Here is a 12,536-nt window from a genome sequence, read left to right as displayed (position 1 = left end):
TTATACGTACAACTTCGGTTCGCGCCGGAGCAGAGAGGGGCGGACATGGCCGCGGGATACGCGGAACTGCTGAGGACGCGGTACGCCGCGCGCCTCCTGGCGGGCACTCTGGTGGGCCGGCTGCCCAACGCCACCGCCCCCATCGCGATCGTGCTCCTCACCCGCGCCGAGGGCGGCAGCTACTCGCTGGCGGGCGGCCTCGCCGCGGTGTACGGGCTGGGCAACGCGGTGGGGCAGCCGCTGCTCGGCCGCGCCGTGGACCTGTACGGGCAGCCGCGCGTGCAGCTTCCCGCCGCGGTCCTGTCCGCGCTCGGCATGGTGCTGCTCACCTTCGCCGGGATCGACCCGCTGCCCCTCGCGTACGCCGCTGTGGCCCTCGCCGGGGTCTTCACGCCGCCCCTCGAAGGCGGCCTGCGAGCCCTGTGGCCGAACGTGCTCGGCCGTGAGGACCGGGTGCACCGGGCGTATGCCATGGACGCGGTGGCGCAGGAAATCATCTTCACCGTGGGGCCCCTGCTCGTCACGCTGCTCGTGGCGCTGTGGTCACCGGCGGCCGCGCTGCTCGTCATCAACGCCATAGGCGTGCTGGGCGCGCTCTCCGTCGTACTCTCCGAGCCTTCGCGGGCCTGGCGTTCGGCGCCCCGCGAGGCGCACTGGCTGGGCGCCCTGCGTTCGCCGGGTCTGCTGGCCCTCCTCGGCTCGTTCTTCTTCGTGGGCCTGGCGCTCGGCTCGATCACGGTCGCGGGTGTCGCGTACGCCGACGACCACGGCCGGGACGCGGTGTACGGCTGGCTGATGGCGGCCCTCGGACTCGGCGCGCTGGTGGGCGGCACGGTGTACGGCGCCCGGCAGTGGGCCGGCGCCCCCGAGCGGCGGCTGCGGTTCATCGTGGCCCTGCTCGCGCTCGGGTATCTGCCGCTGATGCTCACCCCGGGCGTCCCCGCGATGGTCGTACTCGCCGCCGTCTCCGGAGTCTTTCTCGCGCCCGCGCTCGCCTGCGCCTTTATCGTGGTCGACCGGCACGCCCCGCGCGGCACCGTCACCGAGGCGTTCTCCTGGCTGGTCACCACCTTCGGCGTAGGCGCCGCGGTGGGAACCGGCGCCGCGGGACCGGCCGTCGAATACGGCGGCACGGCCGCGAGTTTCGCCGTCGCGGCGGGCGGCGGAGTGGCCGCGCTGCTTGTCCTGCTGGCGACCCGGCGGGTTCTCACGATTCCCGTCGCCGCTCCCCTTCCCCAGGACTCTGTCGTAATCCCTTGCGAAAATGATCGAATCGGTGCGGCCGAACCCGGTTTCAGGACAGGCCATCAGGCGTAATGTTCAGTCATGGACCGCCGCATTTTCGGGCTGGAGAACGAGTACGGCGTCACGTGCACGTTCAGGGGACAGCGCCGACTGTCTCCTGACGAAGTGGCGCGCTACCTCTTCCGCCGTGTTGTGTCATGGGGCCGCAGCAGCAATGTCTTCCTGCGGAACGGCGCCCGCCTCTACCTCGACGTGGGATCGCATCCGGAATACGCAACTCCCGAATGCGACAACGTGACCGAGCTCGTCACCCACGACAAGGCGGGCGAGCGCATTCTCGAAGGCCTGCTCGTCGACGCCGAACGCCGCCTGCACGAGGAGGGAATCGCGGGCGACGTCTATCTCTTCAAGAACAACACCGACTCTGCGGGAAACTCCTACGGCTGCCACGAGAATTACCTGGTGGCCCGGCACGGGGAGTTCTCCAGGCTCGCGGACATCCTCATCCCGTTCCTCGTCACCCGCCAGCTCATCTGCGGCGCCGGCAAGGTGCTGCAGACCCCGCGTGGCGCGGTCTTCTGCGTCAGCCAGCGCGCCGAGCACATCTGGGAGGGCGTCAGTTCCGCGACGACCCGCTCCCGGCCGATCATCAACACCCGCGACGAACCGCACGCCGACGCCGAGCGCTACCGCAGGCTCCACGTCATCGTCGGCGACTCCAACATGTCCGAGACGACCATGCTGCTCAAGGTCGGCGCCACCGACCTCGTCCTGCGCATGATCGAGGCCGGCACGGTCATGCGTGACCTCACCCTGGAGAACCCCATCCGGGCCATCCGCGAGGTCAGCCACGACATCACCGGCCAGCGCAAGGTGCGCCTGGCGAGCGGCCGCGAGGCGTCCGCCATAGAAGTGCAGCGCGAGTACTACGAGAAGGCCGTGGACTTCGTGGACCGCCGCGGCATCCGCACGGGCACGGTCGAGCAGGTTCTCGAACTGTGGGGCCGCGCGCTCGACGCGATCGAGGCCGAGGACCTCGACCGGATCGGCACCGAAATCGACTGGGTCATGAAGTACAAGCTCATCGAGCGCTACCGCGCCAAGCACAACATGACCATGTCGAACCCCCGGGTCGCCCAGATAGACCTCGCCTACCACGACATCCACCGTCGGCGCGGGCTGTACTACCTGCTGGAGAAGAAGGGGCAAGCCGCGCGCATCTGCAACGACTTGAAGATCTTCGAAGGCAAGTCGGTGCCGCCGCAGACCACCCGGGCGCGGCTGCGCGGCGACTTCATCCGCCGGGCCCAGGAACAGCGGCGCGACTTCACCGTCGACTGGGTGCACCTCAAGCTCAACGACCAGGCACAACGCACCGTGTTGTGCAAGGACCCCTTCCGGTCGGTCGACGACCGGGTGGAAAAGCTCATCGCCGGCATGTAGTCGACAGACTGACCCGGTCGTGAACAGTGGTTCGGTCCTCGCCCCGTCCGGGCGGGGACCGAAGCATTTTGTGACGCGAACGATCGACGGCTGAGCCGACGGCACACCGTAGAGTGGCGGCCATTGCCCGTGGCCCCGACTCCCAGTTGGACTGATGAACTACAACACCAAGCGACGTATCGCCTCCCTGCTGGCCGTGCCCGCCCTGCTGCTCACAAGCGCGTGTGGTTCGGACTCGTCAAACGAGTCGGCAGCAGGTGTGGCCGAGGTCAAGGGGAAATTCGGGGAGAAGCCCGAGGTCTCCGTGGCCAAGGACGCAAAGCCCGACGACAAGACCGTCGTCAAGACGGTTTCCGAGGGCAGCGGACCGGAGGCCAAGAAGGGCGACTTCATCCGCGTGGACTACTCCGTGCGGAAGTGGGACGACCCGGCCGACCTCGGCGGTACCTGGGCAGGGCAGGGCGGCGACAAGCAGCCGCACCGGCAGCCCGTGGAGCGCCTCGGCCAGCCGAGCCAGCAAGTGCCCGCGAAAGTCCTCGACTCCGTCTCCGGCCGCAAGACCGGCAGCCGAGTGCTGGTCCAGGGCACCGCGAGCGATCTGATCGGGGAGGGCCTGAACCCCCAGTCGGGTATCACCGCGAAGGACACCCTCGTCTGGGTCGTGGATCTGGTCGGGGCGGCGAAGGTCGACGCCAAGGGTGAGGTCAAGGGAACGCAGGCGGCGCCCGACGCGGGCATGCCCACGGTGAAGGCCGAGCCCCAGAAGGCCGCCACCGTCACCATCCCCAAGGGCGAAAAGGCCCCCAAGGAGCTGAAGCAGCAGGTACTGATCAAGGGCTCCGGCGCGAAGATCGAGGCCGGCCAGGGCCTGATCGGCCAGTACACCGGCGTCAAGTGGGAAGACGGCAAGAAGTTCGACTCCTCCTGGGACCACGGTGGCGCCACGGCCTTCCAGATCGGCACCGGATCCGTCGTACAGGGCTGGGACAAGGGCCTGACCGGCAAGCGCGTCGGTGACCGCGTACTGCTGGTCGTCCCGCCCTCGCTCGGTTACGGCGCGGACCCGAGCAGCCCACTCGCCAAGAACACGCTGGTCTTCGTCGTCGACATCCTCGGCGCCGTCTGACCGGCGATCTGTGAGACTGTCCAGGTTGCCCAGTTCGTAGTACAGAGGAGCATTTTCCGTGAGCATCGAAAAGCCCGAGATCGACTTCCCGGGTGGCGAGGCGCCGAAGGACCTGCAGATCAGGGACATCTGGGAGGGCGACGGCGCGGTGGCCCAGGCGGGCCAGAAGGTCAAGGTCCACTACGTGGGCGTGGCCTTCTCCACCGGTGAAGAGTTCGACGCCAGCTGGAACCGCGGCACGCCGTTGCAGTTCCAGCTCGGCGGCGGCCAGGTCATCGCCGGCTGGGACCAGGGCGTGCAGGGCATGAAGGTCGGCGGCCGTCGCGAGCTGATCATTCCCCCGCACCTCGCGTACGGCGACCAGGGCGCCGGCGGCGTCATCAAGCCGGGCGAGACGCTGATCTTTGTCTGCGACCTCGTCGCGGTCTGATCAACTAGGAGCGGTACGAGGGCCCATGCCGTCCGTCGGCATGGGCCCTCGGCTTTTGCCGCGACACCCCGGGGCGGTACGGTCGAGGGTCGTAGAGCAAGAGAGAGGGTGCCGATGGCGATTGCCAAGGCCGAACGGTTGATGAACCTGGCGTTGTGCCTGCTCGGGACCCGGCGCCCGCTCAGCAAGCGGGAACTGAGAGGGTCCATCGAGGCCTACCTCGAAGCCGGCACCGACGATTCCTTCAACCGGATGTTCGAGCGCGACAAGGACGATCTGCGCGAACTCGGTCTGGTCATCGAAACCGTCGAAAACCTCGACGGCGACGCCGGCTATCTGGCCCGCCGCGACAGCAACCGGCTCCCCGCCATCACCCTCGACGCCGAAGAAGCCGCCGCCCTCACCCTCGCGGCCAAGGTCTGGCAGCAGGCCCGCCTCGCCGGCGCCGCCAGCGGCGCACTGCAGAAGCTGCGCGCGGCGGGCATGCCCGAGGCGGAGGACCCGTTCGAAGGCCACCACAGCGCCCTCGAACCCCGTATCCCGGTGCACGAGACGGCCTTCGAGCCGCTGATGCTCGCCTGCCGCGACCGGCGCCCCGTCGTCTTCGACTACCGCAAGGCCAACTCCGCCCGCGCCGAGACCCGGCACGTGGAGCCGTGGACGCTGGAGTGCTGGCGCGGCCACTGGTACCTGGCCGGCTGGGACCGCGAGCGCGGCGCCGAGCGCGTATTCCGGCTCTCCCGGATCACCGGCAAGGTCCGCTCCCGCGCCGGGTCCTTCACCGCCGAGGTGCCGGACGTCGTGACCGTACGCGAGACCGTCGAGAGCTGGGCGGGCGAGACCGCGACCCGCAGCGCCCTGATCAAGCTGCGCCAGGGCTCCGGCTACCCGCTGCGGGCCAGGGCCACCGCCGTACGGGACCTGGGTGACGGCTGGGACGAGCTGGCGATTCCGTACGGACACGGGCTCGACGCCTGGCTCGTCGAACTCGGCCCCGAGGTCGTCGTACTGGAGCCCGCTGACCTGCGGGCGGACGTCGTGGACCGGCTGCGCGCCGTGGCCAAGGACTGAGAAGGACCGAGGACACAGCCACCATGGCCACGAACGCGATCGACCAGACCCGGCGGATGCTCTCCCTGGTGACGTACCTGCGCGAGCGCCCCGGCGCACATGTCACCGACGTCGCCCGCGCCTTCGGGATCACCGAGGACGAGCTGATCTCCGACCTCGACGTCCTGCCCATGTGCGGAACGAGCTTCCGCGGCGGCGACCTTCTCGACATCGACACCGACGGCGACCGGATCTGGTGGCACAACCCCGACGATGTCGCGGAGCCGCTGCGGCTCGCCGCCGACGAGGCCACCGCGCTGCTCGTCGCCGCCCGCGCCGTCTCCACCCTCCCCGGGCTGCGTGAGGGCGACCGGCAGGCGCTGCTGCGGGCCACCGCGAAGCTGGAGGCCGCGGCGGGTGAAGTGGCGGGCGCCAGCTCCAGGCTCTCCGTGACCTTCGAATCCGAGGGCGGGGTCTTCGCCGACGTCGACCGGGCGATCTCGGAGCGGCGCCGGCTGTGGCTGCGCTACTACTCCCCGGCGCGCGACGAACTCACCGAGCGAGAGGTCGACCCGATCCGGCTCTTCGCCGTCGGCCACACGTACATGGAGGCCTGGTGCAGGCTCTCCGAGGCGCGGCGTACGTTCCGGCTCGACCGGGTCGCCGAGATCAGGCTGCTGGACGAGCCGTCCGTACCGCCGGAGATCGAGCTGCGTGACCTGTCGGAGGGGCTCGTCCAGCCCTCGGCGGACGACCCGGAGGTCGTCGTGGAGGTCGGACCCGGCGGGCGCTGGGTCGCCGAGTACTACCCGCACGACAGTGCGGAGGAACTGCCCGACGGCGGTCTGCGCATCACCCTGCGTACGCCGGAACCGGCCTCGCTGCGGCGGCTCGGGCTGCGGCTGGGCAGGGACGGGCACATCGTGTCGCCACCGGGGCTGGCGGTCAGCGCGCGGGAGGCGGCCCGCGAGGCGCTGGCGGCGTACGAGAGCCCCGGCGGGGCGTAAGGAGATCGGTGGACATGTCGCTACTGCCAGGGATCCCCGCCCAGGGGGCCCACGCCCAGGGGATCCACGCCCAGGTGGGCCCGGTCCTCTTCAAGGCGGGCTGCCCGGACTGCGGTGCCCGCTTCGAACTGTCCGCGGGCTCGCTGCGCCTCGCGATAGGCGCCAGCCGCCGTACGACCTTCTACTCCTTCACCTGCCCCGAGTGCGACGCGGCGGTGCGCAAACCGGCGGGCGAGCGAATCGTCGAGCTGCTCACAGGTGGCGGCGTACGGACGCTGCGACTCCACACCACCGGCTGAACCCCGCCCCCCGACCGTCTAGGCTCTGCGCATGCTCTGGCCGATGCTCGCAATCGCTCTTGGTTTCTGTGGTCTCGCCGTACTGGGCGTGCTGGCGATCCGGGTGTTCGTCGAGGTCCAGCGCCTCGGGCGCCAGGTCGCCGACACCTCGCGGGAGATCAATACGGCCGCGGAGAACCTGGAACGCGCGGCCGAGGACCTGGCTCGCACTGGCGAAGCCTGGCGGTAGGGAGCGCGGGCGCCGTACGGCGCGGGTGAAGGCGTAGGCTGGTTGAGCGGCTCCTGGAGCGAGGCGCGGGCCGCAATCCGGAGTATGCACGGGCATTGCTCTGCGTTTACTCCTACGGGTTACGATCGCAGCCAGCGCGGCGACCGGACAAATGTCCGGCCGGTCGGGCATCAGACTCCCTGTCGCCTCGGTGAAGAAGGTAAAAGCTATGGGTAGGCTCGGCCCCACCGAGATCATCCTCATCCTCGTCATCATCATCCTGCTGTTCGGTGCCAAGAAGCTTCCGGACATGGCCCGTTCGCTGGGCAAGTCGGCCCGCATTCTCAAGAGCGAGGCCAAGGCGATGAAGAAGGACGACGACCAGAGCACCCCCGCGGACCCGCCGCCGCACGCGACGGGCAACGCCCAGGACCCCACCACGCCGGCGCCTCGTACGATCAAGGCCGCGCCCGGTGACGTGACGAGTTCGCGCCCTGTGGCCGAGCCGACCGACACGACCAAGCGCTGACACCTGGGCCGCCGCAGGCGCCGTTTTCGCGAAGAACGGTGATGGCCTGCCGCACGAGATGAGGACGTGGGTTGCTCAAGTCTGCCCCCAAACTGGAGAAGGACCCCGAGGGGCGCATGCCTCTCGTGGAGCACCTGCGCGAGTTGCGCAACCGGCTCGCCAAGGGGCTGCTCGCGATCATGGCGGTCACGATTGTGGCCCTCGTGTACAGCGAGGAGCTCATGTCGTTCCTGACGCAGTCGGTGCCCAAGTGCGGGAGGAACGAGACCAGCGACGGTGGCAACTGCGCGATCGTCTCGTTCAACACGCTGACGGCTCCCTTCACCGTGACGATCCAGGTGAGCCTCACCGCCGGTCTGGTCCTCGCGAGCCCTGTCTGGCTGTACCAGCTCTGGGCCTTCGTGGCGCCGGGGCTGCACAAGAACGAGAAGAAGTACACATACGCGTTCGTCGGCGCCGCGGTGCCGCTGTTCTCGGCCGGTGCCTACCTCGCGTACCTCATCCTTCCCATCAGCGTGAAGGTGCTCATCAGCCTCACTCCGGCGGGCTCGGCGAACATCCTGTCCCTGGGCGACGTCCTCGACTTCACCCTGCGCATGGTGCTCGTCTTCGGCCTCGCCTTCGAGCTGCCACTGGTGTTGATCATGCTCAACCTCACGGGCATTCTTACCGGGCGTCGCATGCTCGGGTGGTGGCGCGGCGTGATCATGGGTGTCTTCCTCTTCGGTGCGGTCATCACACCGACGACCGACCCGATCGGCATGCTCGCCCTGGCCGGGCCGATCACCCTCCTGTACTTCATGGCGGTCGGATTCTCGATGCTGAACGACAAGCGACGGGCCCGCAACGACCCGGACGCCGAGCTGGACGACGACGAGGCCTCGGAGCTCGACCTCACCCCGGAGGCGGTCGGGGAGATCGAAACGGTCCCCGCCGCTCGCGCGCTCCCCGAGCAGACGGGCGCCGAGCGCGCCGGCTCGGGACCGAAGCAGCTGAACGGCTACGACGACGTCACGTGACCTTGTAGGGTCCGCCGGGTGACCAGTGAGATCACCCTTTTCGTCAATCCCACCGCGGGCCGCGGCCGGGGCGCGCACGCCGCGCAGCCGGCCGCTTCTGCTTTGCGGGACGCGGGATTCTCCGTACGCACGGTCCTCGGTCAGGACGCGGACGACGCCCTGCGGCGGGCGCGCGACGCCGTCGAGGGCGGCACCGGGGCGCTCATAGCCGTCGGCGGCGACGGGATGGTCTCGCTCGCTCTGCAGGCCGTCGCCGGGACGCGGACGCCGCTGGGGGTGGTCGCCGTCGGGACCGGCAACGACTTCGCCCGTACGCTCAAGCTGCCCGTACGGGACCCGGCCGGGGCCGGGCGGCTGGTCGCCGAAGCCCTCAAGGGCGGGCAGATCACGGATGTGGATCTGGGGCGGGTGGGGGAGAAGTGGTTCGGGACCGTACTCGCCTCCGGATTCGACTCGCGGGTCAATGACCGGGGCAACCGGATGCGGTGGCCCAGCGGGCGTTTGAAGTACGACCTCGCGATGATCGCGGAACTGGCCTCCTTCAGGCCCGTTGCGTACCGGATCACGCTTGACGACGGGGATGTCCGTGAGGTCGAGGCGACGCTTGTCGCCGTGGGGAACGGGACGTCGTACGGGGGCGGGATGCGGATCTGCGCCGACGCGCGGGCCGACGACGGGCTCTTCGACGTCACGGTGGTCGGGGACTGCTCCCGTACGACGCTGATCAAGGTCTTTCCGAAGGTGTACAGGGGGACGCATCTCAGCCACCCCAAGGTCTCCGTCCATCGGGCTGCCAAGGTCGAGCTGGTGGCGGACGGAATTACCGGGTACGCCGACGGGGAGCCGCTGGGGGCGCTGCCGCTCACCGCCGTGTGCGTACCCGGCGCGGTCAGGGTGCTCGGCCCGCGTATTTAAAGATCGGGCTGACTGTCATACGTGGCGGGTAGGCTCGAAGACAAGATGACAGAGGACCTTTCCCCAGCTGAGCGTTACGCCGCTGCCCGGATCCGCACAGCCGAGCAGGCCACCGCGCTTGCGCCCTTCCGCGAGCTGTACGACTTCGAGCTGGACCCGTACCAGATCGAGGCCTGCAAAGCCCTTGAAGCCGGCAAGGGTGTGCTCGTGGCCGCCCCGACCGGTTCGGGCAAGACCATCGTCGGTGAGTTCGCCGTGCACCTGGCGCTGGCCGAGCGCCGCAAATGCTTCTACACCACGCCCATCAAGGCGCTGTCCAACCAGAAGTTCCAGGACCTCGTGCGGCGTTACGGCGCCGACAAGGTCGGGCTGCTGACCGGTGACAACAGCGTCAACCCCGACGCCCCGGTGATCGTCATGACCACCGAGGTCCTGCGGAACATGCTGTACGCGGGATCGCAGGCGCTGCGCGGGCTCGCGTATGTGGTGATGGACGAGGTGCACTACCTCTCCGACCGCTTCCGCGGAGCCGTCTGGGAAGAGGTGATCATCCACCTTCCCGATTCGGTGACGCTCGTGTCGCTGTCGGCGACCGTGTCCAATGCGGAGGAGTTCGGCGACTGGCTGGACACCGTCCGCGGGGACACCGAAGTGATCGTCTCCGAGCACCGGCCCGTGCCGCTGTGGCAGCACGTGCTCGCCGGACGGAAGATGTACGACCTCTTCGAGGAGTCCGACGACGGCAGGGGCGGCAGGCGCGAGGTCAACCCGGACCTGGTCCGCATGGCGCGGATGGAGAACAGCACGACGTCCTTCGCGCGCGGCCGTGGCCGCGTCCGGGGCAACACACGGGAGGCCGACCGGGAGCGGGAGCGCAGACAGCGCAGCCGCATCTGGACCCCCGCCAGACCCGAGGTCATCGAGCGGCTCGACAGCGCGGGCCTGCTGCCCGCGATCACCTTCATCTTCAGCCGGGCCGGCTGCGAGGCCGCCGTACAGCAGTGCATGTACGCCGGACTGCGCCTCAACGACCAGGACGAGCGCCTGCTGGTGCGCGAGATCGTCGAGGAGCGGACGGCTTCCATCCCGGGCGAGGACCTGCACGTCCTCGGTTACTACGAATGGCTCGAAGGGCTGGAGCGGGGCATCGCCGCGCACCACGCGGGCATGCTGCCGACCTTCAAGGAGGTCGTCGAGCTGCTGTTCGTGCGGGGGCTCGTCAAGGCCGTCTTCGCCACCGAGACGCTGGCGCTCGGCATCAACATGCCGGCCCGTTCGGTGGTGCTGGAGAAGCTCGTCAAGTGGAACGGCGAACAGCACGCCGACATCACCCCCGGCGAGTACACGCAGCTGACCGGCCGGGCCGGACGGCGCGGCATCGACGTCGAGGGCCACGCGGTCGTGCTCTGGCAGCGCGGTATGGACCCGGGCGCGCTCGCGGGACTGGCCGGGACGCGTACGTATCCGCTGCGCTCCAGCTTCAAGCCGTCGTACAACATGGCGGTCAACCTGGTGCAGCAGTTCGGGCGGCACCGGTCGCGCGAGCTGCTGGAAACCTCCTTCGCGCAGTTCCAGGCCGACAAGTCGGTCGTCGGGATCTCGAAGCAGGTCCAGAAGAACGAAGAGGGGATCGAGGGTTACCGGGAGGGCATGACCTGCCACCTCGGGGACTTCGAGGAGTACGCGCGGCTGCGCCGCGAACTCAAGGACCGCGAGACCGAGCTGGCCAAGCAGGGCGCGGTGCAGCGGCGGGTCGCGGCGGCCGCGTCGCTGGAGAAGCTCAAGCCCGGCGATGTCATCCATGTGCCCACCGGCAAGTTCGCGGGGCTGGCGCTGGTCCTGGATCCGGGACTGCCCGCCGGACGGGCCAACGGGCACCGCGGGTTCGATCAGCACGACGGGCCACGGCCGCTGGTGCTGACCGCCGAGCGGCAGGTCAAGCGACTCGCGTCGATCGACTTCCCGGTGCCGGTGGAGGCGCTGGAGCGGATGCGGATCCCGAAGTCCTTCAACGCGCGCAGCCCGCAGTCGCGGCGTGACCTGGCATCCGCGCTGCGGACCAAGGCAGGGCACATCGCGCCCGAGCGGCACCGCAAGCAGCGCGCGGTCGCGGCCGACGACCGTGAGATCGCACGGCTGCGCACCGAGCTGCGGGCGCATCCGTGCCACGGCTGCGACGAGCGTGAGGACCACGCCCGTTGGGCCGAGCGCTACCACCGTCTCCAGCGGGACACGAAGCAGTTGGAGCGGCGCATCGAGGGGCGGACGAACACCATCGCCCGTACCTTCGACCGGATCTACGCCCTGCTGACCGAGCTGGACTATCTGCGCGGCGACAAGGCCACCGAGCACGGCAAGCGGCTCGCCCGGCTCTACGGCGAGCTGGACCTGCTGGCGTCCGAGTGCCTGCGCGAGGGCGTGTGGGAAGGGCTCAACCCGGCCGAACTGGCTGCGTGCGTCTCGGCGTTGGTCTTCGAGGCGCGCCAGGCGGACGACGCGGTCGCGCCCAAGGTGCCGACGGGTCCCGCGACGAACGCGCTGGCCGAGATGGTCCGTATCTGGGGCAGGCTCGATGCCCTGGAGGAGGACTTCAAGATCAACCAGGCGGAGGGAGTCGGGCAGCGCGAGCCCGATCTCGGCTTCGCGTGGGCGGTGTACATGTGGGCCTCCGGCAAGGGGCTCGACGAGGTGCTGCGCGAGGCGGAGATGCCGGCGGGGGACTTTGTCCGCTGGTGCAAGCAGGTCATCGACGTACTGGGGCAGATCGCGGCGGCCGCGCCGTCGTCGGCCGAGGGCAGTACGGTCACGAAGAACGCGCGCAAGGCGGTTGACGCCGTGCTGCGGGGCGTTGTCGCGTACTCGTCGGTGGGCTGACGATCCGTCTCAAGCATTGTTGATGCGCCGCTCCCCCGAGCTTCGGGGGAGCGGCGCATTGATGTGTGGGGTCCCCGGCTCGGAGCCCGGCCGGCACCGAGGAGCCCCTGGCGCCCTCTCAGTCGCCGCCGCCACCTTTGCCCGGCTGCCATCGCCGCCCCGCTACCGGATGCTGCGCCGCGCGGCCCGCTTCCGGTGGATGACCCGGTCCGCCGCTGCCCGGTGATCGAACGGGCCGGTGAATGGCTCGGCCGGCAGCCGCGGGTCGAGACGGAGGAGGGGCTGCGCCGGACGGTGGCCTGGTTCCGCTCCCGGACACCGTCGGCCGGGGTACGCGCAGGCGCACCCCCACCCCGCACCCCGCACCGCCGCGATCAGCGGGGCAGGCGCG

General features: G+C 69.6%; 12 protein-coding genes. All 12 read left to right on the top strand.

Translation table 11 applies throughout. The features are described 5' to 3' along the window. Positions 1-45: 45 nt before the first annotated feature. The 12 genes from AC1P0E_RS05495 (at position 46) to AC1P0E_RS05440 (ending at position 12,145) form a co-directional block, all read left to right on the top strand. The gene (locus AC1P0E_RS05495; protein WP_482741010.1) at positions 46-1,317 is read left to right on the top strand and encodes an MFS transporter; all 1,272 of its coding nucleotides are present in this window, start codon (positions 46-48) and stop codon (positions 1,315-1,317) included. Positions 1,318-1,326: 9 nt separating this feature from the next. Further along, complete coding sequence (gene pafA, locus AC1P0E_RS05490; protein ID WP_482741009.1) at positions 1,327-2,688, top strand: Pup--protein ligase; 1,362 nt, start codon at positions 1,327-1,329, stop codon at positions 2,686-2,688. A gap of 154 nt (positions 2,689-2,842) precedes the next feature. Then, positions 2,843-3,814 (top strand): FKBP-type peptidyl-prolyl cis-trans isomerase, encoded by a 972-nt coding sequence (locus tag AC1P0E_RS05485; RefSeq protein ID WP_482741008.1) that lies wholly within the window; start codon positions 2,843-2,845, stop codon positions 3,812-3,814. Positions 3,815-3,872: 58 nt separating this feature from the next. Then, on the top strand, positions 3,873-4,244 hold the full coding sequence (locus AC1P0E_RS05480) for an FKBP-type peptidyl-prolyl cis-trans isomerase (protein ID WP_482741007.1): 372 nt from the start codon (positions 3,873-3,875) through the stop codon (positions 4,242-4,244). A 114-nt stretch (positions 4,245-4,358) separates the two neighbouring features. Continuing rightward, a complete protein-coding gene (locus AC1P0E_RS05475; protein WP_482741006.1) occupies positions 4,359-5,315 on the top strand; it encodes a helix-turn-helix transcriptional regulator in 957 nt (318 codons plus the stop codon). A 23-nt stretch (positions 5,316-5,338) separates the two neighbouring features. Further along, positions 5,339-6,301, top strand: coding sequence for a helix-turn-helix transcriptional regulator (locus AC1P0E_RS05470; RefSeq protein WP_482741005.1), 963 nt, complete (start codon positions 5,339-5,341; stop codon positions 6,299-6,301). A 14-nt stretch (positions 6,302-6,315) separates the two neighbouring features. Next, complete coding sequence (locus tag AC1P0E_RS05465) at positions 6,316-6,600, top strand: hypothetical protein (protein ID WP_482741004.1); 285 nt, start codon at positions 6,316-6,318, stop codon at positions 6,598-6,600. 31 nt (positions 6,601-6,631) lie between these two features. Then, complete coding sequence (locus tag AC1P0E_RS05460) at positions 6,632-6,829, top strand: hypothetical protein (RefSeq protein WP_364657303.1); 198 nt, start codon at positions 6,632-6,634, stop codon at positions 6,827-6,829. A 208-nt stretch (positions 6,830-7,037) separates the two neighbouring features. Then, positions 7,038-7,337 (top strand): Sec-independent protein translocase subunit TatA, encoded by a 300-nt coding sequence (gene tatA / locus AC1P0E_RS05455; RefSeq protein WP_482741003.1) that lies wholly within the window; start codon positions 7,038-7,040, stop codon positions 7,335-7,337. A 71-nt stretch (positions 7,338-7,408) separates the two neighbouring features. Next, positions 7,409-8,356: a twin-arginine translocase subunit TatC gene (gene tatC, locus AC1P0E_RS05450; RefSeq protein ID WP_482741002.1), complete on the top strand. Its 948-nt coding sequence runs from the start codon at positions 7,409-7,411 to the stop codon at positions 8,354-8,356. 18 nt (positions 8,357-8,374) lie between these two features. Further along, the gene (locus AC1P0E_RS05445; protein WP_482741001.1) at positions 8,375-9,271 is read left to right on the top strand and encodes a diacylglycerol kinase; all 897 of its coding nucleotides are present in this window, start codon (positions 8,375-8,377) and stop codon (positions 9,269-9,271) included. Positions 9,272-9,316: 45 nt separating this feature from the next. Beyond that, the gene (locus tag AC1P0E_RS05440; protein ID WP_482741000.1) at positions 9,317-12,145 is read left to right on the top strand and encodes a DEAD/DEAH box helicase; all 2,829 of its coding nucleotides are present in this window, start codon (positions 9,317-9,319) and stop codon (positions 12,143-12,145) included. Positions 12,146-12,536: the final 391 nt, after the last annotated feature.

The organism is Streptomyces sp. TRD_SC_5, from assembly GCF_056836825.1.
Note: the sequence above shows the minus strand (reverse complement) of the source record. Positions and strands in the feature narration are given on the sequence as shown.

What these genes read in the sequence shown, in the direction of transcription:
- AC1P0E_RS05495 (WP_482741010.1), top strand. Translation starts at nt 46, where the DNA reads ATGGCCGCGGGATACGCGGAACTGCTGAGGACGCGGTACGCCGCGCGC.
- pafA (WP_482741009.1), top strand. Translation starts at nt 1,327, where the DNA reads ATGGACCGCCGCATTTTCGGGCTGGAGAACGAGTACGGCGTCACGTGC.
- AC1P0E_RS05485 (WP_482741008.1), top strand. Translation starts at nt 2,843, where the DNA reads ATGAACTACAACACCAAGCGACGTATCGCCTCCCTGCTGGCCGTGCCC.
- AC1P0E_RS05475 (WP_482741006.1), top strand. Translation starts at nt 4,359, where the DNA reads ATGGCGATTGCCAAGGCCGAACGGTTGATGAACCTGGCGTTGTGCCTG.
- AC1P0E_RS05470 (WP_482741005.1), top strand. Translation starts at nt 5,339, where the DNA reads ATGGCCACGAACGCGATCGACCAGACCCGGCGGATGCTCTCCCTGGTG.
- AC1P0E_RS05465 (WP_482741004.1), top strand. Translation starts at nt 6,316, where the DNA reads ATGTCGCTACTGCCAGGGATCCCCGCCCAGGGGGCCCACGCCCAGGGG.
- AC1P0E_RS05460 (WP_364657303.1), top strand. Translation starts at nt 6,632, where the DNA reads ATGCTCTGGCCGATGCTCGCAATCGCTCTTGGTTTCTGTGGTCTCGCC.
- tatA (WP_482741003.1), top strand. Translation starts at nt 7,038, where the DNA reads ATGGGTAGGCTCGGCCCCACCGAGATCATCCTCATCCTCGTCATCATC.
- AC1P0E_RS05440 (WP_482741000.1), top strand. Translation starts at nt 9,317, where the DNA reads ATGACAGAGGACCTTTCCCCAGCTGAGCGTTACGCCGCTGCCCGGATC.